The organism is Roseinatronobacter thiooxidans (genome assembly GCF_001870675.1).
In the GTDB taxonomy this organism is placed as follows: Bacteria; Pseudomonadota; Alphaproteobacteria; order Rhodobacterales; family Rhodobacteraceae; genus Roseinatronobacter; species Roseinatronobacter thiooxidans.
Genome location: NZ_MEHT01000001.1, coordinates 278,760 through 296,526, shown reverse-complemented (window position 1 = coordinate 296,526; position 17,767 = coordinate 278,760). Strand labels below are relative to the sequence as shown.

The window sequence follows — 17,767 nt, the reverse complement described above, 5'->3', positions numbered from 1 at the left end:
CATGTCCCACGCTTCCGCGTCAGAACCGCCCAGCTATCTGGTGCCGCTGCTGTCGCGGGCGCAGAGTGTCAAATACCACATTGCTTTCGCGCTCTGGCTGGCGGCGGCGGCCTATTTCTGGGTGTGGTGGTTCACGCCCTCGCATAATATCAACATGCTCAGCTTTGTTGTGCTTAGCGTTGCAATCGGCTGGCTGTTTTTTGTGCAACTCTATTTTCTGTCAATGTTCCTGCATGCGCGGGTCTCCAGCGCCAGAATCGCGGATCTTGGCACCCCCCGGGTTGCCATGATCACCACCAAAACCCCCAGCGAACCTTTTGCCGTGCTGCGCATAACGCTGGAAGCGATGCTGGCGCAGGATTACCCGCATGACACATGGCTGGCCGACGAAGACCCCACCCCCGAAACACTGGAATGGTGCGCGGCGCATGGGGTGAAAATATCCTCCCGCAAGGGCGTGGCAGAGTATCACCAGCCCGACTGGCCCCGCCGCACAAAGTGCAAGGAAGGCAATCTGGCCTATTTCTACGACCATTACGGGTATCAGAATTATGATTTCGTGGCGCAGCTGGATTCCGATCATGTGGCGCAGCCCGGCTATCTGACCAATCTGCTGGCCCCCTTTGCCGATGCGCGGGTGGGCTATGTTTCCGCGCCCAGCATCTGCGGGTCGAACGCATCAGAGAATTGGGCCGCGCGCACGCGGCTTTCTGCTGAAGGCATGTTTCATGGAATTTTGCAGTCCGGCTATACCAATGGGCTGGCGCCGGTCTGTATCGGGTCACATTACGCGGTGCGCACGGCAGCATTGCAACAGATTGGCGGGCTTGGCCCCGAACTGGCCGAGGATCATTCGACCACGATGATATTCAACGCCAATGGCTGGCGCGGCGTGCATGCGATTGATGCAATCGCAATCGGTGCAGGCCCTGTGGCGGTAACCGATCTTGTCACGCAGGAATTCCAGTGGTCGCGCAGCCTGATGACAGTTTTGCTGGTATACACGCCACGCTACATAGCGCGATTGCCCCCGCGGATGCGGGCGCAATTCATCTTCATGCAAATGTGGTATCCGCTACAAGCCATGTTTATGGCGCTGATGTTCACACTGCCAATTCTGGCGCTGATGTTTGATTTCCGCTTTGTCGATGTGAAATTCCCGATATTTGTGGCGCATATCCTGCCCTCGACCCTTGTGATTGTGTGGATTGCCTTTGCCATACGCCGCGATGGGTTTTTCCGCCCGAAAACCAGCGCGATCCTGAGTTGGGAAAAGGCGTTGTTCATATCGATCCAGTGGCCGTGGGTGTTGTGGGGAACAGGAACAGCCATTTTCGATTACCTGACCGGCACCCGCGCGAATTTCCGTGTCACCCCGAAGGGCGCACAGGAAACGCGCGTGCTGCCGTTTCGGGTGCTTGCCCCCTATTTCGCGCTGGCTCTTGCGTCGGGCTTGCCAATTCTTCTGGCGGGCGAGCTTCAGCACGCGCGCGGGTTCTACATTCTGGCCGCGATAAATCTGGCCATCTACACCACAATCTGTGCTGTCATGGTGATCTGGCACATCCGCGAGAACAAAATTTCCCTGCGCCGGAATATGGGTCCGGCGGCGGTTCAGTTCACGGGGATCACCGTTCTTGCCGCATTGATTGTGTCATCGCTGTCACTGCGGGGCGTTGAAAGTCTGCATGTTCTGTCAATGGGCTTGGAACCCTTGCACCTTACGCGGGTTCTATATCCGGTTTCAGGGGCCGGCCTGCACAGTGATGGCGCAGGACGTATCCGGCTTGAAGTCTGGTGGGAATGATCCTGCCTTATGAATGTGTCCAATGACACTTGGAGAGAATGATGAAAATCTTGCTATCCACTATTCATCCGTGCCGTGGTGACCCTGTCACCGGAATGGCGCCAAAAGTTACATCTGCGGCAATCGCAGGTCTTTTGCTGGCTGCGGGCAGCGCGCTGGCTGCCCCGCCGGGAACCACCATTTTCGGCGTCTACGACCCCGAAGGCAGCTTTGCCGCAGACCCCGAAGTCAGCATCGAGCATGTCTTTCTGCCTTGGGAAGGCGTCGATCTGGACACGCTGCACACCGCCGATGAATATATCCGCCAACGCAATCGCTCAATGCTTGTCACGATCGAGCCGTGGGTCTGGGGTGCGCCCTATGAGGCCGAAACATTGCGCCGCGATGTTCTGGCGGGACGTCACGATGCGACTATGCGGCGCGTCTGCACTGTTCTTGGCACGCTGGAAAGCCCCGTCACCGTGCGTTGGGCGCATGAGATGGACAATCCCAATGGCCATTTCCCATGGTCAATGTGGAACCCAGAAGACCATATCGCAGCATACAGGCGCATGGTCGAAGTCTGCCGGTCTGTCGCGCCGGACTTGAGCTTTATGTGGTCCCCTGCCGGTGAAGAGGGGCTTGAGCCCTATTTTCCGGGCGAAGATGTGGTCGATGTGATCGGCCTGTCTGTCTTTGGCGCGCAAGAGTTTCAACGCTTGCATCTTGGTGGCGAGCAGAGTTTCACCGAAGTCCTTGCGCCCCGCTACAACCGTGTCTCTGATTTTGGCAAACCGATAATGGTGGCAGAATTGGGCTTTGTCGGGGATCGCGCATATATGGACGAATGGTTCAACACTGTGCGTCAGACAGAAGACAGGTTTCCCGAACTTACCGCTGTGATCTATTTCAACAGTCAGGAAGTCTGGCCATGGCCGCATGATTTTGGCCTGCCTGACTGGCGCAACAGCGCCCAACGCCCCGAATAGGGTGCGCCACCTGATTCAAGGCACCCGATAGCAGCTGGCGGGGGCAATGCAGTACCATCCCAAGCGCGGGCACAAGGCCACGGGCCGCCGCGCCTGAAAGGGTGTGCCGTGGGCAAGGCCGGGGGTCTGTGATCGCCCGTGACAACCACAGGCAGCATGTCAGTTATTCATACATTTCCCCGCCATGCCCGCACCAGAGGCTGTGCAGGTCCAGTTATGGGCTGGCGTAGCGGGCGGGGTGATCAGGCCTTTGTCACCTGTCGCCGGATTGCTTTGCACCTGAGCGACAGCAGAGCGAGAGACTTCCGGCTGGACAGGGGCGCAGGCCGAAAGGGCCAAGCCCCAGGTCAGTACCGAAATGCCAAGAAGAGTTTGCATTGTGTTCTTTCTGTATGTTGAAGGGGTCTGATGCGACATGATGCAGGTATGGTGGCGCGCAATTTTTGCGGCACGGAACGAAGATTATGGTGGAACGAAGCAGATCGGCTACGCGTTGGTACTAAGGTCCGGCTGCATCCTAGTGGTGGGAAGCTATAGTCGCAGGCCGCATGATACAAACACAAAGGCACCCCATCAGGCCGAATCCTGCCGATGGGCTGGGTTCGCATGGGTCTGTGCAGGCGCGAATTTTGCCTTTTGGGGCACCAAGGCGGGCGTGCCAAAACCTGAAATGCGCCACTGCGCCCCGACGGAAAGGCACGCACGATCCCATGCGCCTTTTGCCAGACAGATGATTATAAAAGCCGCATAGGCGCGGGGTTTCCTGCGCTGCGGCGGGATTTATGCCTTTTCAAGTTGCTCAGGATGCATCTTTTCGCGTAAGGCTCGGGCCAATCGCATGGACCCGGTGCAAGCCCGGGTGGCTCTTCCGGCCGCTGATCCGCCGGATAACCAGAATAAACACCATGAAATACCGGCGCGCTGTTGCGCAGCTTTTGCCGGTCAGGAACCTATGACATGATTTCACTAAATGCTTACCGCGACCAGTGGTTCGGCAATGTGCGCGGCGATCTTATCGCGGGGCTGGTTGTGGCGCTGGCGCTGATCCCCGAAGCGATTGCCTTTTCCATTATCGCGGGCGTGGACCCGAAAGTGGGCCTCTATGCCAGTTTCTCGATTGCTGTGCTGATCGCCTTTACCGGCGGCAGGCCGGGTATGATCTCGGCGGCAACGGCGGCCACGGCAGTGCTGATGGTCACGCTGGTGCGCGATTACGGGCTGGAATACCTGCTTGCAGCCACTGTGCTGGCAGGGCTGTTGCAGATCGGCGCAGGCATTCTGAAACTTGGCTTTGTCATGCGCTATGTGTCGAAATCGGTGATGACCGGCTTTGTCAACGCGCTGGCAATCCTGATCTTTCTGGCGCAATTGCCCGAACTGGACCCGCGCGAGGTGTCGTTAATCACCTATGTTCTGGTCGCCGCTGGTCTGGCCATCATCTACGGCCTGCCCATGCTGACCAAGGCCATCCCCTCGCCCTTGGTGACAATCGTTGTGCTGACGATTGTTGCGGTGGCGCTGGGGCTGGATGTGCGCACCGTAGGCGATATGGGCGAATTGCCCGACACATTGCCCATGTTCCTGATCCCGAACATTCCGCTGACATTTGAGACGCTGATGATCATTTTCCCCTATTCCATGGCCATCGCGGTTGTGGGCCTGCTGGAAAGCCTGATGACACAGAATATCGTCGATGACCTGACCGACACGCGCTCGGACCGCAATCAGGAATGTATCGGGCAGGGCATTTCCAACACCGCAACCGGCTTTATCGGCGGCATGGCGGGCTGTGCGATGATCGGGCAAAGCATTATCAACGTCAAATCCGGCGGGCGGGGGCGGTTGTCGTGCTTTGCCGCAGGCGTCTATCTGCTGTTTCTGATCCTTGTGATGGGGGATCTGGTGAAACAAATTCCCATGGCCGCCTTGGTCGCGGTAATGATCATGGTGTCCATCGGCACCTTCTCTTGGTCGTCTATCAAGGCGCTGCGGGTGCATCCGCGCTCCAGCTCTATCGTGATGGTCGCAACAGTTGTCACTGTTGTCTACACCCACAACCTTGCGATTGGGGTGCTGGTGGGCGTGCTGCTGTCGGGCATTTTCTTTGCCGGCAAGATCGCGCAACTCTTCACCATGCGCAGCGATATTTCCAAAGACGGGCGCATGCGCACCTATACGGTCGAGGGGCAGTTGTTCTACGGCTCGGTCGAAGATTTCATGGAGGCGTTCGACTTCAAGGAAGCGCTGGACAAAGTCATCATCGATGTCAGCCGCGCGCATATCTGGGACATCTCTTCGGTGCAGGCGCTGGACATGGCAATTCTGAAATTCCGCCGTGACGGGGCCGAGGTAGAGGTGATCGGCATGAATGAAGCGACAGAAACCATCGTCGACAAGCTTGCCATCCATGACAAGCCGGGCGCGATGGATAAACTGATGTCGCATTGAAAAGGGATAGACCATGACTGAACACCCACAAAAAATCGTGGCCCTTGTTGACGGGTCTGTTTATTCCGCCAGCGTTTGCGACCATGCTGCATGGATTTCCCAGCGCACCGACGCGCCGGTAGAGTTGATCCATGTCCTTGGGCGGCGCGACGCACCCGAAGCGGCAGATTTCTCTGGCACAATCAAACTGGGCGCGCGCACCGCCCTGTTGCAGGAACTGGCCGAACTGGACGCACAGCGCGCCAAGCTGACCAGCCATCGGGGCCGCGCCATTCTGGAAGATGCCCGCGCCATTCTGGACAAGGCCGGCGTCAATGAAATCACCACCCGCCTGCGGCAGGGCGACATTGTCGAGGCCGTGGGCGAGATCGAAAAAGACGCCCGCGTTATCATGATCGGCAAGCGCGGCGAGGCGGCGGATTTCGCCAAGGGCCATCTTGGATCGAACTTAGAGCGAATCATCCGCGCCAGCACGAAACCTGTTTTCGTAGCCTCGCGCGCGTTCAAACCCATCTCGAAAGTGCTGGTCGCCTATGACGGCGGCGTATCGGCAATGAAAGCCATCGACCACATTGCCCGCAGCCCGCTGTTTCAGGGCTTGCAGGTGCATGTCGTGACAGTGGGCACCCCCACGGCAGAGGTGAAAAAGGGGCTGGAAGACGCAAAAGCGCTGCTGAAAGCGGCAGGGCTGGACGCTGAAACCTCTGTCATTGCGGGCCAGCCGGAAACCGCGCTTGGCAAGCTGATCGATGAGGCACAGATTGACCTGCTGGTGATGGGCGCATACGGGCATTCGCGCATCCGCACCCTGATCATCGGGTCCACCACCACGGCCATGATCCGCTCTTGCAAGGTGCCGGTTGTTCTGACCAGATGATCACAGGCGCGGCGGGTCATATCACCCCGGATATACCCGCCCGCGCGCCCCTCGCTCTCTCCCAAGGACCAGATGCACATTTTCAGACCAGTCCTCATCGCCACGCTTTTGGCCTGCACCACTGCCCCCGGTATGCTGGCCAGCCAGACCCTGATCGAAGATTTCACCATGCAGCCTGAAACGCGCTGGCGGTTCTTCTCGGATGGCGTGATGGGCGGCATCTCGACCGGGCAGGTCGAAATGCGACAAGAGGGCAGTGTCGCCTTTGCGCGCATGACAGGACGTGTCAGCACGGCGAATAATGGCGGCTTCATCCAGATGCGGCTGGACCTGCAAGCCCCGCCACCAGATGGCACCCAAGGCCTGCGGCTGGTCGTGCGCGGCAATGACCAGCGCTACTTTGTGCATTTGCGCACCAGCGGCACAGTTTTGCCGTGGCAATATTATCAGGCAGGGTTTGACGTGACAGGCACATGGGCAGAAATCCGCATTCCGCTGGATGCGTTTTCCCCCTCTGGCGCGTTGCTGCGGGCCGTGCCGCGTGTGGGCAGTCTGCGCTCTGTTGCCATTGTGGCCTTCGGGCGCGACCATGACGCGGAAATCGAGCTGCGCGAAATCGGCTTTTACTGACCCAAAGCGAAGGACCGCCCCCATGACGCGCCACAAAAACCGCCGCTTCTGGGACAGGATCGCGCAGCGCTATGCCGCGCGCCCGCTGAAAGACGTGCCTGCCTATGATGCGATGCTGGCGGCCACTGCGGCCCATCTGCGCACCACCGACCGCGTGTTGGAACTTGGCTGTGGCACAGGTGGCACGGCCATTCATCTTGCGCCGAAGGTCGCGCAATGGGTTGCCACCGACTTTTCGGGCGAAATGGTGCGCATTGCGCAATCCAAACCGGGGGCCGAGGGGGTGAGCTTTAAAATTGCCGACGCCCGGCACGCGCTGGAAGATGGCCCGTTCGATGCAATCTGCGCCTTCAACCTGCTGCATCTGGTGGACGATATGCCCGAACTGCTGGCCCGCATCCATGCCAGCCTGCAACCGCATGGCCTGCTGATCTGCAAGACATGGTGTTTTGCAGATGTAAAACTGTGGCTGCGCGCGCTGTTTGCGGTGCTGCGGGTGTTTGGGGTGTTTCCGGTCGCCACGATGCTAAGTGTCGCGCAGTTACGCCAGGCACTGGAAGATGCAGGGTTCGAGATTGTCGAGCAGCGCATTTTCGGGGCCTATGCCCAAAACCCCTATATCGTGGCCCGCAAGGCTGGCTGTGGCCGTGATGTGCCCTAGGTTTTACGCAGCCCCCACTACCCACAGGCAAACCATACCGTGACACAGGAAAATGACCTTTCACTGGCGCTGCGCGTGGCGCAAGAGGCAGGCGAGATATTGCGCGCCCATTGGGCCACGCGCGCGCAACTGCGCGTGACGACCAAGCGCGCGGGCGATTTCGTCTCTCAGGCCGACCGCGCCGCCGAAGACCACTTGCGCGCGGCCCTTGTCCTTGCACGCCCCACCGACAGCTGGCTGGGCGAGGAAACCGGCGCCGCAGGCACAACCGCGCGGCGCTGGATCGTGGACCCGCTGGACGGCACCACCAATTTCCTGCGCGGCATCGGCCATTGGGCCGTGTCCATCGCGCTGGAAGATGCGGGCGAACTGACCCTTGGCGTGGTGCATGACCCCGTGCGGCGCGAGACATTCGCCGCCACGCGCGGCGCAGGCGCAACGCTGAACGGCCAGCCCATACAGGTGGCCGAAACGGCCCGGCTTGGCGATGCCCTGTTCGGCACCGGCATCCCCTTCGGCGGCATGGCGCATATAGACGCGCACGCCGCCGACATTGCGCGGCTTATGCCCCAATGTGCAGGCGTGCGGCGCATGGGGGCGGCGGCGCTCGATCTGGCCTATGTCGCGTCAGGGCGGCTGGACGGGTTCTGGGAACGGCGCTTGCAGCCTTGGGACATTGCCGCAGGGCTTGTCCTGCTGCGCGAGGCGGGCGCGCAGGTCGAAGGCTGGCATATGGCCGAGCGGCCAGAGGCCACAGGCACCGTCATCACCGCCACCCCTGCCCTGTTTCCGGCCTTCGCCGCCTGCCTTCGGGGCCAATGATGCGCGTTATTCCAGCACAACCTGTGCAAACACATCGCCCGAGGGGGCGTCAGTGGGCAACCCCGCCAGCCATTCACGCATTTCAGCCCCGCTGCGCCAGTCCGGCCACAGAAACGCCGCGTTTTCCCCGACAACAGGGTTGAAGCGGTATTTGCCCAATTCCTCTATGCGGTCCAGCACCGCATGGGTCAGGTCTGGAAAGCCCGGCAGATACTCGACCGACAGCATCGGCACCGCGCGCGACAGGCCGGACAATACATCCAGCTCGAACCCCTCGACATCGATCTTGATATAGCTTGGCAAACCGTGCCGCGCGATCAGCCCGTCCAGCGTGACCATCTGCACCTTTTGCACCCGATCCCAGCGCACATGGTCAAACCCCGGCGCTTTCGCAGCACCTGCCACAAAGCTCGATTGCAGGGATGACACAGTGGGGTGGCGCGATGACACGGCCATTTCGGCAACCGTCTCGGTCGCGCCAACGGCGGCTTCCAGCAGCACAATATCGCGCGGCAGGGTAAAGCGCAGATAGCTGGCAAACAGCGATTGCGGCTCTAGCGCGACAACCTTTGCGCCCGCGCGGCGCATGGCCCGCGCGCGGGTGCCGACATGCGCGCCCACATCGAAAACCACATCACCGGGCCGCAGGATTTCACTGTAAAACCTGCGCCACCCGCGCATCATCGCGGGATTGTGATAAATAATCAACGATCTGGCGAGGCCCAGCCAACGGTCCATCTGGTCAACCTTTCTTGCATTCTGGCGTAAACTAGCGCGGTATCGCGCCGGTCCAATGGGGCTTGGGCGACACTTTGCCGCGCGGCATGCTTGCCTTGGCCCATACAGGGCTACATCTCAACACGCTTGGCAATAAACAGGACTACCATGCATCCAGTGCCTTTTGTTTCATACACCTACGGGTGGGGCGGGCTTTCAGGCGACAGCGCGCGGGCGTTCTGCGGCGCGGGGCTGCAGGCTATGGTACCCCACCAAAGGCGGGTGCTGCCATGACGGAATACGCGCTATGGTGTATCGGCCCGGAACAGGCCGAATTGCGCCCTTGTGCCATGGGCAAGGGCGATCTGGTGGAAATGCTGTATTCCGGCATCAGCCGCGGCACGGAACGGCTGGTATTTGAAGGGCGCGTGCCGGAAAGCGAGCACACCCGCATGCGCGGCCCTGCGCAAGAAGGGGATTTCCCGTTTCCGGTGAAATACGGCTATTGCGCTGTGGGGCGCGTGCTGGAAGGCCCGCTTGCGGGCCGCATTGTGTTTGCACTGCACCCGCACCAGTCGCGGTTTCGCCTGCCTGATGCAGCCCTGACCCCTTTGCCCGATGGTCTGCCCCCCGCGCGCGCAGTGCTGGCGGCCAATATGGAAACGGCGCTGAACATTCTGTGGGACAGCGGCGCAGGCGCGGGCGACCGGATTGCCGTGATCGGCGCAGGCGTTGTGGGGGCGCTGACAGGCTATCTGGCAGCGCGCCTGCCGGGCGCAGATGTCACGCTGGTCGATGTGAACCCGCAACGCGAAGAAATCGCGCAAGCACTCGGGTGCCGCTTTGCCCAACCCCTTGATGCGCCCAAAGACTGCGATGTGGTCGTGCATCTGTCGGCAACACCCCAGGGGCTGGCGCTGGCACTGGAGTGCGCAGGCCAAGAGGCCACGATCGTCGAGGGCAGCTGGCACGGCGCGGGCGCAACACCCCTGCCCCTTGGCGGCGCGTTCCACAGCCGCCGCTTGCGGCTTGTCAGCTCGCAAGTGGGCACCCTGCCAACTGCACGCGCGCCGCGCTGGAATTATGCACGCCGCATGGCGAAAGCGCTGGAATTGCTGGCCGACCCCGCGCTGGACGCGCTTGTTTCAGGAGAGACGCTGTTCAACGATCTGCCCGCGCGCTATGGCGCGATCCTGTCTGACACCGGCACCTTGTGCCACCGCATCCGCTACACCCCCGAATAGGAGAACCCCATGTTCGCTGTCGAAGTCCGTGATCATATCATGATCGGCCATTCCCTGCCCTCGCCCGTGTTTGGCCCTGCACAGGGAATGCATGGCGCAACCTTCACAGTCGATGCCGCCTTCATGACCGAAGACATCGACCAGCATGGCCTTGTTGTCGATATTGGCCTTGCAACCGATGCGCTGGCCCAAGTGCTGGCACCGCTGCGCTACAAGAATCTGGACGAAGTGCCCGAATTCGAGGGCAAGTTCACCACCACCGAATTTCTGTGCCGCCATATCTTTGACCAGATGGCCATGCGCGTGCGCGCGGGGCAGTTGTCTGATGCAGGGCGCGTGCTGCGGCTGCGCATCATGCTGCATGAAAGCCATCTTGCCCGCGCTTGGTATGAGGGGAGCATCTAACCATGGGGTTTTCCGCCGACTGGCTTGCCTTGCGAGAGCCTGCCGATCTGGCGGCGCGCGATGGGGCGCTGTTGCGCCGCGCGGTGCAGGCGGCGGGGCCAGAACCGCTGATCGTTGATCTGGGCTGCGGCACAGGGGCCACATGGCGGGCCATGGCGCAACACTTCCCCAAAGGTGCGCGTTGGCGGTTTGTAGACAATGACCCCGCCCTGCTGGCCCTTGCGGCCGCTGTCGCCGGCGGCGGGGCAGAACTGGTGGAGGCAGACATCGCAGACATAGACGCCTTACCACTGCAAGGGGCCACGCTGGTCACGGCCTCGGCGCTGCTGGACCTTGTGTCAGATGCTTGGGTTCAGGCCCTTGCCGAACGGCTGAATGCGCCGCTTTATGCTGCGCTGTCCTATGACGGTATCATGCACTGGTCGCCACAAGACCCGGAAGATGCCGCGATAACCCACGCCTTCAACCACCACCAGCGCAGCGACAAGGGCCTTGGGCCAGCGCTTGGGCCAGATGCAGCAGGGCGCGCGGCGCAGCATTTGGGCGCAAAGGGGTTTGACGTGGCACAGGCCGAAAGCCCGTGGCACATTGGCCCCGATATGGCCGAATTGCAGATCGCCCTGACCAGCGGCATTGCGCAGGCCGCCGCCGATGCGGGCGCGCAAAATGCCCGCGACTGGGGGCAAAGGCGGCAGATGGCCGCGCAAAACACCCGCTGCACCATCGGACATCTGGATATTCTGGCCATCCCCGGACGCGCACAGATCGAGGCACGCCATGCTGTTCGTTGATGTCACCCCGAAAGCTTGGGCGCGTATTCTGGACATCAGACGCGGGCGCGCATGCGCCTGTTGCGGCAGATGGAGCGCGGGCGAGCGTGCCGCGCTTGACCTGTATGGCCCATTGGCACGGCGCGATCTGGGACCAGTGACAGTCGGGCAGATCGGCCAGTCGCTGGATGGCCGCGTAGCAACAGTCACGGGCGACGCGCGCGATGTGTCAGGGCCGGACGGGCTGGCCCATCTGCACCGGATGCGCGCGCTTGTCGATGGTGTCGTGATCGGGGTGCGCACAGCACTGCACGATTCCTCGCGCCTGACAGTGCGGCTTTGCGATGGCCCAAACCCAGACCGCATCGTGATCGACCCGCAAGGCCGCCTGCCCGATGACGCGCCCGCCCTGCGCGATGACGGCGCGCGCCGCTTTGTCATTCAGGCCGTAGACCGCACCCGCCCGAACGGGGTGCAGGTTATCCGGCTGGACCGGCACAAGAACCAACTGGACCCAGCCGAAATTTCCGCACGGCTTCGCGCCGAAGGGCTGCATTCCCTGCTGATAGAAGGGGGCGGCATTACCATCGCGCGGTTTCTGGAAGCGGGCTTGCTGACGCGCCTGCAAGTGGCGATTGCGCCGCTGCTGATCGGCGGCGGCCCACAAGGGCTGACCCTGCCAAGCCCCAGCGCAGAGCTGGCCAATGCACTGCGCCCGCAGATGCGCGCCTTCTCTTTAGGGTCCGATGTGCTGTTCGATTGCGGCTTTACCCCCGCCGCCGCAGAGGCAGAGCAACCCCAACATATCGGCCTGCTGGATAAATCCACCGGCTAAGCCCGCATAGTGCCACGCCTATGCAGCACCTTGCGCTGATTTCAGCCTAAAATATTTTTGTTGCCAAAATAAATAATTGCGGCGCACTTTGTTTCAGAACTTCGCAAGAATCGGACATTTTCTTGTAGTTTTCACTTATTTTCGCTGCGCTGTGTCATTCAGACCGCATTCATGTTACTTCTTTCTGCGAAGCATATTGGCCTGTCCGCCACAGGGGCAGGGCTGCAATATGTTGATCCGTAATGAAGGAGAGATCATGCCGACGAAAGACCCGAACAAGAGTTACATTGCAATCCTTGGCTGGAGTCTGCGTTGCATAGATGCGTTGGAAAAGTTTGATCGCCGCTATGTCATCGTGGCCCCGAAATGGGCAGAAGACTATGCCACGCAGCACAATATTCCCTTTGTCAGCTGGGATTTCGAGCGCTTGAACGACCGCTCGCACGAGCTTGCGACCACGCTCAAGGATATGGGCGTAGATGTCTCGATCCCGTTATTCGAGGAAACTGTCGAATGGGCCGGGGCGGTGAATTCCGTTCTGATGGACAACCCCCGCCTGCTGGGTCAGGCCATGTTGTTCCGCGACAAGTCGCTGATGAAACGGCGCGCGCAGCTTGGCGGGATTCGCGTGGGCATTTTCGAGGAAGCGATGGATCAATCCGATGTGATCCGCTTTTTGAAGCGCGTGAACCAGACACTTCTGAAACTGGATGGCGACCCCAATGACCCGATTCATTTCAAGGCGTTCGACAAGGCCGGTTGCCTTGGCCACCGCGTCATCCGTTCGCCCGATGATGTGGCCGCGATTGCCGATGACGAATTTCCCGCGCTGCTGGAATCGCATCTGGATGGCTGGGAATTCGCGGTCGAGGCATGGATCAAGGACCGCAAGATCCAGTTCCTGAACATCTCGGAATATGTCACGCTGGGCTATTCCGTCTTTGTGCCCGCCACGCCAGAGCTGGAAAAATGGCGCGGCAAGATCACCGAACAGATCGAGAAACTGATCGAGGTGTTCGATATTGATTTCGGCTTCATCCACCCCGAATATTTCGTGACCAATGACGGCACAATGTATTTCGGTGAAGTGGCCTATCGCCCGCCCGGCTTCAACGCGTTCGAGTTGATGGAACGCGCGTACGGCTTTAATGCCTATCAGGCGCTGGTGCTGTCCTTCGACCCGAAAGCAACGCAGGAAGAACTGGACGCGTTTTTTCCAACCCCTGTCAAGGATGCGCTGGGTCATGCGGGCTGTTTCGGGGTCTACCCCCGCCGCCGCGTGGTCAGCGAATTGCGCATTCCCGAAGAAACGGAAAATGACCCCTATTTTGAATTCCACGAACTGGCCGCGCCAATGGAATCCAAAGTGACCAAACGCACAGCTTTTGGCACGCATTGGGGCTTGGTCTATTTCTTTGGCGAAGACCCGCACCGCTTGCGCGACCTGCTCAAGGCGCAGGAAGAGTTGGATTTCTACCTCTGAGCATGCAGCGGCGCGGCGGGCGGATGTGGCAGTTTTCCCACGACCGCACCGCGCCGCCTTGCAATCCGGCCGCAAAGCGGCGCAATTTGGACACATAAACCGGCGTAAAATCGCGCGTCACAGGATAACCGGCAATGACCATGACCTCTGACAGCAGTTCGATCCAGCCCATTTTGCGCAGCTTTGACCATGTGTTGGGCCAGCTTGCGGGCGCGTCCTCTGCGGCCAAATTCAGCTATCAGGGCCGCGTGCTGGATGCCGCCAAGCGCGTGCTGAAACAGCAAGGCGGGCTGGCCGCGCTGGAAGACCGCGCCGCCGCACTGGACCGCGCGGGCATATTTGACGGCACCGACTGGGCAAAGCCATCGGGCCTTGTGCCCGGCATGGTGGCCAATGCGCTGAAATCGCCAGAACCGCGCATCGTGGTGTTGGAAACCCTGAACCTGTTGCGGTTTCTGGCTGTGGTGCGCGGGGCGCATGCGCAGCCCGGTTTGCCGGTTGAACATGCGCATCATTTCCTGACACAGGTTCTGGCGCTGAACCTTGACCGCATCTTGGGCGCGCATCACGAAGCCGCGCGCCTGTCCGCGCATGAATTGACACCGGCGGTTGATGCGCTGTTGCAGCGCTTGCTGGACGGGGTCGGCACCGAAGGGATTCTGGGGCGGCTGGTCGAGGAAGTCTGGCGCATCTTGCGCCAAAGGCCAATTCAGGTGGGGCATGTGAAATCCATGATCCTGCAAATCGCAATCGCGCTGGGGCAGCAAGGCCAGAGTTTCAGCGCCAGCGCCAACCGTCTGGGCGCAGACCGGCTTATCAGTGCGCTGTTCGGCCCGACAGACCTGTGCCGCGAAGACCCCGGCCTCGATGCCTATGTGGCCCGTCTTGCCCATGCCGATACAGGCAGCTTGCAGGCCGAAGCCTCGGGCATGGCGCGCGCCATGCATGACACAGGGCTGGTCTCGGAATATCACGCCGCGTATCTGCGCTACATTCTGGACAGCGGGCAGGGCCATTTTCTGCCCGATGCCCTTGGCCTCAGCAGCACAGGGCTGGATTGCCTGCGCTGCTACCAGCCGCTTGTGCAACAACTGATAGATGTGGCCGTCCACCCCGGTACAGCGCAGGCCGTCTTGGGCATTTCCCTGATGCTGGAACGGGGCATTCTGTATTCCCCGCCCATTGCCCCCTCGCTGTGGCGGCTGTTGGGAACCCCGCTTTCCCCCGCCTGCGAAGAGGGGCTGGCCGCCGCTTTCGGGTCCGATGTGACACCCCACCAGCGCCTTGTTGCGGGGCTGCTGACATTGCTGGGCCAACCGCTGGGCATAGGGCAGGGCAACAACCCCACCTGTCAGGCCGCGCGCGCCTTATCGATCTGGGCGCTGAATGACCCCGACTACCTGCTATGGCTGTTGGCACAAGTCACCGCGAATGACCGCATCGTTATGTATTTCGAGGGGGCCGCGCTCGACTCGGCGCTGCTGCCTGCCGGTCTGGCCCTGCATACCCCGCTGGATGCCGATGCCGTATCGGTGTTGCTTGTCCCGCATCTGGACCGCATCTATGCCGAAATGGGGCGGCGCGTGGCCGACAGGGGCGAAGACCCCCACCGCTGGATCAACCCCGAACTTCATGGCTGGTGGGTCGGGCGCGAATTTCACATCGCGGTCGATATAATGACAGGCAAGTTGCAGGACTATGACCAGTTCATCCGCGATTTTCATCTGGCCTATCACCCGCTGCACAATGGCAATGAACCCGTCATCCACCCCCAACCCGCAGGCATTGCGGTGACAGACAGTCAGGGCACCTTCGTGGGCTGGCATGCCATCACCATTATTCGTGTCGCACTGGACCAGTCCGGCGACATGCGGGTGTATTTCTTCAACCCCAACAATGACAGCGGGCAGGATTGGGGCTTGGGCATTGTCGTATCCACCCACGGCAATGGCGAGCGGTTGGGCGAAGCGTCACTGCCCTTCGGGCAATTCGCGTCGCGGCTGTATATTTTCCACAATGACGGGCTGCATACGCCTGTTTCTGTGCCTGTCGAAGATGAGAAGATCACCGCAATCCGCGACATGGCGCAGCACAGCTGGGCGCGCGACAGGGTGTAGCTGGCCCCTGCTGTTCGGCAGCTGACACAAGACGCCGCCATGTGTGACAAAGGTCAGGTGCGGGACTAATCTGCCATTCGCCTGCGCGGAGTAAAGGCCGTAGGCCGCCGCGCCTCAAAGGGCCGTCCCCCGGCACGGCGATTTGGCTTGGCTACGCGCAAAGCCTTGATCTTACGCGGATTTTTCCAGCATAAAGTGCTGTAGCAGGGGGCGCGGATCGCCGCACCACGGCCCGACAATGCGCGGCTTGTCTTGTCCCCCAGCCCTCAAAGCTGTCATTGCCTCTCTCTTGTCTGGTGGCGCACCCTAGCGCCTAGCGGGCCAGCACAACATCTTGACGCATATTCAGCCCGCCTTCGACCGCATCCACCAAATAGGCCGCCACATCCGCGCGCGAAATGATCCCGTTGCGCCAGCTTGCAGGGTCGGCCAGCACCCGCGCCGCACCAGAGGCGGGACGGTTCGTCAAAATCACAGGGCGCGCAATCGTCCAGTCCAGATCGCTTTGCACGATCAAGGCTTCCTGTCGGGACTTGTCGGCATAGACCCTGCCCAAAACCGCGCCATGCCCCAAGCGTTCAAGGCTGCTCATGGCCGAACGGCTGCGGCCCGCGCCAAAGCCCGTGACGCACACCAGCCGCCTGACCCCGGCAACTGTCATCTGCTCCAACAACACCGCTGTGGATCGGGAAAACAGCGTCTCTTCCTCCCACAGCATCGACAGCCGTTCGGTAATGCCCAGCGCATAGATCACAGCCCCCACACCCTCAAGCGCGGCGGCAAGATCGTCGGCATTCACCGCATCGCCCTGCCACCGTTCCAGATTGGGCATGGCGTCCAACTTGTCTGCGCTGCGCGCGAATGCACGCACGGTATGCCCACGGCGCAAGGCGTCCTGCATCGCAAGCTTGCCAATCCCTGAAGTTGCGCCAAGAATTAGAATTGGTTGGGTCATCTCGAACACTCCAGAGGGGTATAACGGCCCGCTTACAGGCTTGGCGGCGCGGCACGGGGTTTCAGGCGGCGGGTCAGGGTGGCAATATGCGCAGGCCCGATTTCGCAACACCCCCCCACAATAGACGCCCCGTCCCCCACCCAGCCTGCGGCGAAATCGGCATAGGCGTCGGGGCCGATATCCTTGCGCGCACTTAGCAAATCGGTTGTCGCGCCAATTGTGTTGAATCGCGGGTCGATCTTGGTAAAGCCATTGGCATAAGCCCCGAAAGGCACACCAAGCCCCGCCAGCAGCGGCAGGCCTTGTGACACGGCCTCGGGGCGGGCGCAGTTCAGCAAGACGCGCTGTGGGCGGAACTCTGCCAGCAAGGGTGCAATCTCTGACAGGCTTTCGCCAGAGCGCAGGCGCGTGCCATCCGCATCATCGACACTTAGCGCCAGCCAGACAGGCTTGCCCGCTATTTGCGCGCCCATCAGCCCGCCCCGCGCCTGATCAAGCGAAGACATCGTTTCCAGCAACAGCACATCCACCACGCGCGCTTGCAGGGCGGCAATGCTGGCGTAAATCTCGGCGGCCTGTTCGGGCGGCGGCGCAAGATCGGGCCGGTAGGAAAACCCCAACGGGCCAAGCGAGCCTGCAACCAGCCCATGGCCAGCGGCATCGCGCGCATCGGCGGCAATCCGGCAGGCGATTTCGGTCAACTCTTCCAGCCTGTCCGCTAGGCCATAAGGGGCCAGCCGGTCTGGCAACACAGCATATGTGTTGGTCGTTGCCACCTCGGCCCCGGCGGCGAAAAACTCCTGATGCACGGCGCGCACAAGTTCGGGCGCATCGACAAGCGCCTGCGTAGACCATAGCGGGGTCGCACGCCCGGCACGGTGCACCAGCTCTTGCCCCATGCCGCCATCAAGGATTGTCAGCGCCATAAACTCAACTCCTGTTGTCGTGGGGCGGAGGTAGCAGACCGCCCCTGAGCGTCAAGCGATGGCCCTGCCGCCAACCCGCCGCGATGTTTCGCCACATTCCGA

At 61.1% G+C, this 17,767-nt stretch carries 17 protein-coding genes and 1 other annotated feature; of the genes, 13 read left to right on the top strand and 4 right to left on the bottom strand.

Annotated elements, in window-relative coordinates:
- Position 1: 1 nt before the first annotated feature.
- Together BG455_RS01285 and BG455_RS01280 are read left to right on the top strand one after the other, a co-directional pair.
- Positions 2-1,807, top strand: a complete 1,806-nt coding sequence (locus tag BG455_RS01285) for a glycosyltransferase (protein WP_111361229.1) — start codon at positions 2-4, stop codon at positions 1,805-1,807.
- 41 nt (positions 1,808-1,848) lie between these two features.
- Complete coding sequence (locus BG455_RS01280; protein WP_245735435.1) at positions 1,849-2,775, top strand: glycoside hydrolase family 26 protein; 927 nt, start codon at positions 1,849-1,851, stop codon at positions 2,773-2,775.
- A 159-nt stretch (positions 2,776-2,934) separates the two neighbouring features.
- Here the strand turns inward: BG455_RS01280 and BG455_RS17025 are convergent, their stop codons facing one another.
- Positions 2,935-3,153, bottom strand: a complete 219-nt coding sequence (locus tag BG455_RS17025) for a hypothetical protein (RefSeq protein WP_143079857.1) — start codon at positions 3,151-3,153, stop codon at positions 2,935-2,937.
- A 459-nt stretch (positions 3,154-3,612) separates the two neighbouring features.
- Positions 3,613-3,668, top strand: a sequence feature (sul1 is cis-regulatory element that is thought to sense ions involved in sulfur or methionine metabolism; They are found in Alphaproteobacteria).
- Positions 3,669-3,732: 64 nt separating this feature from the next.
- Between BG455_RS17025 and BG455_RS01275 the strand changes: the two genes are divergently transcribed.
- From BG455_RS01275 to BG455_RS01255, 5 genes are all read left to right on the top strand, one after another.
- Positions 3,733-5,223, top strand: a complete 1,491-nt coding sequence (locus BG455_RS01275; protein WP_071468122.1) for a SulP family inorganic anion transporter — start codon at positions 3,733-3,735, stop codon at positions 5,221-5,223.
- 13 nt (positions 5,224-5,236) lie between these two features.
- Entirely contained in the window at positions 5,237-6,100 is an 864-nt protein-coding gene (locus BG455_RS01270) for a universal stress protein (RefSeq protein WP_071468121.1), read from the top strand.
- A 72-nt stretch (positions 6,101-6,172) separates the two neighbouring features.
- Entirely contained in the window at positions 6,173-6,730 is a 558-nt protein-coding gene (locus BG455_RS01265) for a CIA30 family protein (protein WP_071468120.1), read from the top strand.
- A 22-nt stretch (positions 6,731-6,752) separates the two neighbouring features.
- On the top strand, positions 6,753-7,391 hold the full coding sequence (locus tag BG455_RS01260; RefSeq protein WP_071468119.1) for a class I SAM-dependent methyltransferase: 639 nt from the start codon (positions 6,753-6,755) through the stop codon (positions 7,389-7,391).
- A gap of 39 nt (positions 7,392-7,430) precedes the next feature.
- On the top strand, positions 7,431-8,213 hold the full coding sequence (locus BG455_RS01255) for an inositol monophosphatase family protein (protein WP_071468118.1): 783 nt from the start codon (positions 7,431-7,433) through the stop codon (positions 8,211-8,213).
- A 6-nt stretch (positions 8,214-8,219) separates the two neighbouring features.
- Here the strand turns inward: BG455_RS01255 and BG455_RS01250 are convergent, their stop codons facing one another.
- Entirely contained in the window at positions 8,220-8,951 is a 732-nt protein-coding gene (locus BG455_RS01250) for an FkbM family methyltransferase (RefSeq protein ID WP_071468117.1), read from the bottom strand.
- A gap of 269 nt (positions 8,952-9,220) precedes the next feature.
- Here BG455_RS01250 and BG455_RS01245 point away from each other — a divergent pair, with 269 nt between their 5' ends.
- The 6 genes from BG455_RS01245 to BG455_RS01220 all read left to right on the top strand — a co-directional run bounded on the left by BG455_RS01245 (position 9,221) and on the right by BG455_RS01220 (position 15,784).
- Positions 9,221-10,174, top strand: a complete 954-nt coding sequence (locus BG455_RS01245; RefSeq protein WP_071468116.1) for a zinc-dependent alcohol dehydrogenase — start codon at positions 9,221-9,223, stop codon at positions 10,172-10,174.
- A gap of 9 nt (positions 10,175-10,183) precedes the next feature.
- Entirely contained in the window at positions 10,184-10,579 is a 396-nt protein-coding gene (locus BG455_RS01240; RefSeq protein ID WP_071468115.1) for a 6-pyruvoyl trahydropterin synthase family protein, read from the top strand.
- Between the two features lie 2 nt (positions 10,580-10,581).
- A complete protein-coding gene (locus tag BG455_RS01235; RefSeq protein WP_071468114.1) occupies positions 10,582-11,370 on the top strand; it encodes a class I SAM-dependent methyltransferase in 789 nt (262 codons plus the stop codon).
- Positions 11,357-12,184: a RibD family protein gene (locus BG455_RS01230; RefSeq protein ID WP_071468113.1), complete on the top strand. Its 828-nt coding sequence runs from the start codon at positions 11,357-11,359 to the stop codon at positions 12,182-12,184. The genes BG455_RS01235 and BG455_RS01230 overlap by 14 nt, the downstream gene beginning before the upstream one ends.
- A gap of 256 nt (positions 12,185-12,440) precedes the next feature.
- Positions 12,441-13,667 carry an ATP-grasp domain-containing protein gene (locus tag BG455_RS01225; protein ID WP_071468215.1) on the top strand — a complete coding sequence of 409 codons (1,227 nt, stop codon included), beginning with the start codon at positions 12,441-12,443 and terminating at the stop codon, positions 13,665-13,667.
- A 134-nt stretch (positions 13,668-13,801) separates the two neighbouring features.
- Positions 13,802-15,784, top strand: coding sequence for a hypothetical protein (locus BG455_RS01220; RefSeq protein ID WP_071468112.1), 1,983 nt, complete (start codon positions 13,802-13,804; stop codon positions 15,782-15,784).
- Between the two features lie 313 nt (positions 15,785-16,097).
- On the opposite strand, the gene BG455_RS01215 is transcribed toward BG455_RS01220, so the two are convergent.
- Positions 16,098-16,739 (bottom strand): NAD(P)-dependent oxidoreductase, encoded by a 642-nt coding sequence (locus BG455_RS01215; protein ID WP_071468214.1) that lies wholly within the window; start codon positions 16,737-16,739, stop codon positions 16,098-16,100.
- A 32-nt stretch (positions 16,740-16,771) separates the two neighbouring features.
- Positions 16,772-17,665, bottom strand: coding sequence for a homocysteine S-methyltransferase family protein (locus BG455_RS01210; RefSeq protein WP_071468111.1), 894 nt, complete (start codon positions 17,663-17,665; stop codon positions 16,772-16,774).
- Positions 17,666-17,767: the final 102 nt, after the last annotated feature.

Coding starts and splice junctions, on each gene's coding strand:
- BG455_RS01285 (WP_111361229.1), top strand. CDS start 2: ATGTCCCACGCTTCCGCGTCAGAACCGCCCAGCTATCTGGTGCCGCTG.
- BG455_RS01280 (WP_245735435.1), top strand. CDS start 1,849: ATGAAAATCTTGCTATCCACTATTCATCCGTGCCGTGGTGACCCTGTC.
- BG455_RS17025 (WP_143079857.1), bottom strand. CDS start 3,153: ATGCAAACTCTTCTTGGCATTTCGGTACTGACCTGGGGCTTGGCCCTT.
- BG455_RS01275 (WP_071468122.1), top strand. CDS start 3,733: ATGATTTCACTAAATGCTTACCGCGACCAGTGGTTCGGCAATGTGCGC.
- BG455_RS01270 (WP_071468121.1), top strand. CDS start 5,237: ATGACTGAACACCCACAAAAAATCGTGGCCCTTGTTGACGGGTCTGTT.
- BG455_RS01265 (WP_071468120.1), top strand. CDS start 6,173: ATGCACATTTTCAGACCAGTCCTCATCGCCACGCTTTTGGCCTGCACC.
- BG455_RS01260 (WP_071468119.1), top strand. CDS start 6,753: ATGACGCGCCACAAAAACCGCCGCTTCTGGGACAGGATCGCGCAGCGC.
- BG455_RS01250 (WP_071468117.1), bottom strand. CDS start 8,951: ATGGACCGTTGGCTGGGCCTCGCCAGATCGTTGATTATTTATCACAAT.
- BG455_RS01245 (WP_071468116.1), top strand. CDS start 9,221: ATGACGGAATACGCGCTATGGTGTATCGGCCCGGAACAGGCCGAATTG.
- BG455_RS01240 (WP_071468115.1), top strand. CDS start 10,184: ATGTTCGCTGTCGAAGTCCGTGATCATATCATGATCGGCCATTCCCTG.
- BG455_RS01235 (WP_071468114.1), top strand. CDS start 10,582: ATGGGGTTTTCCGCCGACTGGCTTGCCTTGCGAGAGCCTGCCGATCTG.
- BG455_RS01230 (WP_071468113.1), top strand. CDS start 11,357: ATGCTGTTCGTTGATGTCACCCCGAAAGCTTGGGCGCGTATTCTGGAC.
- BG455_RS01225 (WP_071468215.1), top strand. CDS start 12,441: ATGCCGACGAAAGACCCGAACAAGAGTTACATTGCAATCCTTGGCTGG.
- BG455_RS01220 (WP_071468112.1), top strand. CDS start 13,802: ATGACCATGACCTCTGACAGCAGTTCGATCCAGCCCATTTTGCGCAGC.
- BG455_RS01215 (WP_071468214.1), bottom strand. CDS start 16,739: ATGACCCAACCAATTCTAATTCTTGGCGCAACTTCAGGGATTGGCAAG.
- BG455_RS01210 (WP_071468111.1), bottom strand. CDS start 17,665: ATGGCGCTGACAATCCTTGATGGCGGCATGGGGCAAGAGCTGGTGCAC.